Here is a 639-nt window from a genome sequence, read left to right on the forward strand (position 1 = left end):
GCGATCGCGAGGGCCGAGCCGCTGGCCAGGGCCTCGAGGTCGCGCTCGTCGTCCGGATCGCGCTCGGATCCCGCCCCCCGCGGCACCTGCACGTGGCCCATGTCGCCCGCCGAGCCCTGGGCTCCGCGCTGCAGCTGTCCACCCGCGATGATGCCGGCGCCGATGCCCGTGGACACCTTGACGAAGATCAGGTCGTCGACGCGCGGCCAGCTCGTGGCCTGCTCGCCGAGCGCGAGGATGTTCACGTCGTTGTCGACCAGCACGGGCACGTCGAATGTCCGCTGCACATAGGCGGGAACGTCGAAGCGGTCCCACCCCGGCATGATCGGCGGGTTCGTGGGCCGTCCGGTCGAGTGCTCGACGGGGCCGGGCACCCCGATGCCGACGCCGACCAGCGGTAGTCCGTCCGCGGTCGCCGCGAGCAGCGCGGTGCCGTCGGCGAGGATGGTGTCGAGGAGCTTCTCGGGGCCGTCGCCGATGTCGATCGTGCGCGTGCGGGCGTCGAGGATGACGCCGGACAGATCGGCGACCGCGACCGTGGCGTGCGTGGCACCGAGGTCGACCGCGAGCGAGAGTCCGGCGCGGGGATTGAAGGCCACCCGCGCGGGCGGGCGTCCGCCCGTGGAGGCGGCTTCGCCC

At 73.7% G+C, this 639-nt stretch carries 1 protein-coding gene; it reads right to left on the reverse strand.

The genetic code is table 11. The features are described from left to right. Positions 1-599, reverse strand: a 599-nt coding sequence (locus DW309_RS05090) for an ROK family protein (protein ID WP_446724676.1), incomplete at its 3' end; no start/stop codon positions are given. Between the last annotated feature and the right edge of the window lie 40 nt (positions 600-639).

The organism is Microbacterium sp. K41 (assembly GCF_004794395.1).
In the GTDB taxonomy this organism is placed as follows: domain Bacteria; phylum Actinomycetota; class Actinomycetes; order Actinomycetales; family Microbacteriaceae; genus Microbacterium; species Microbacterium sufflavum.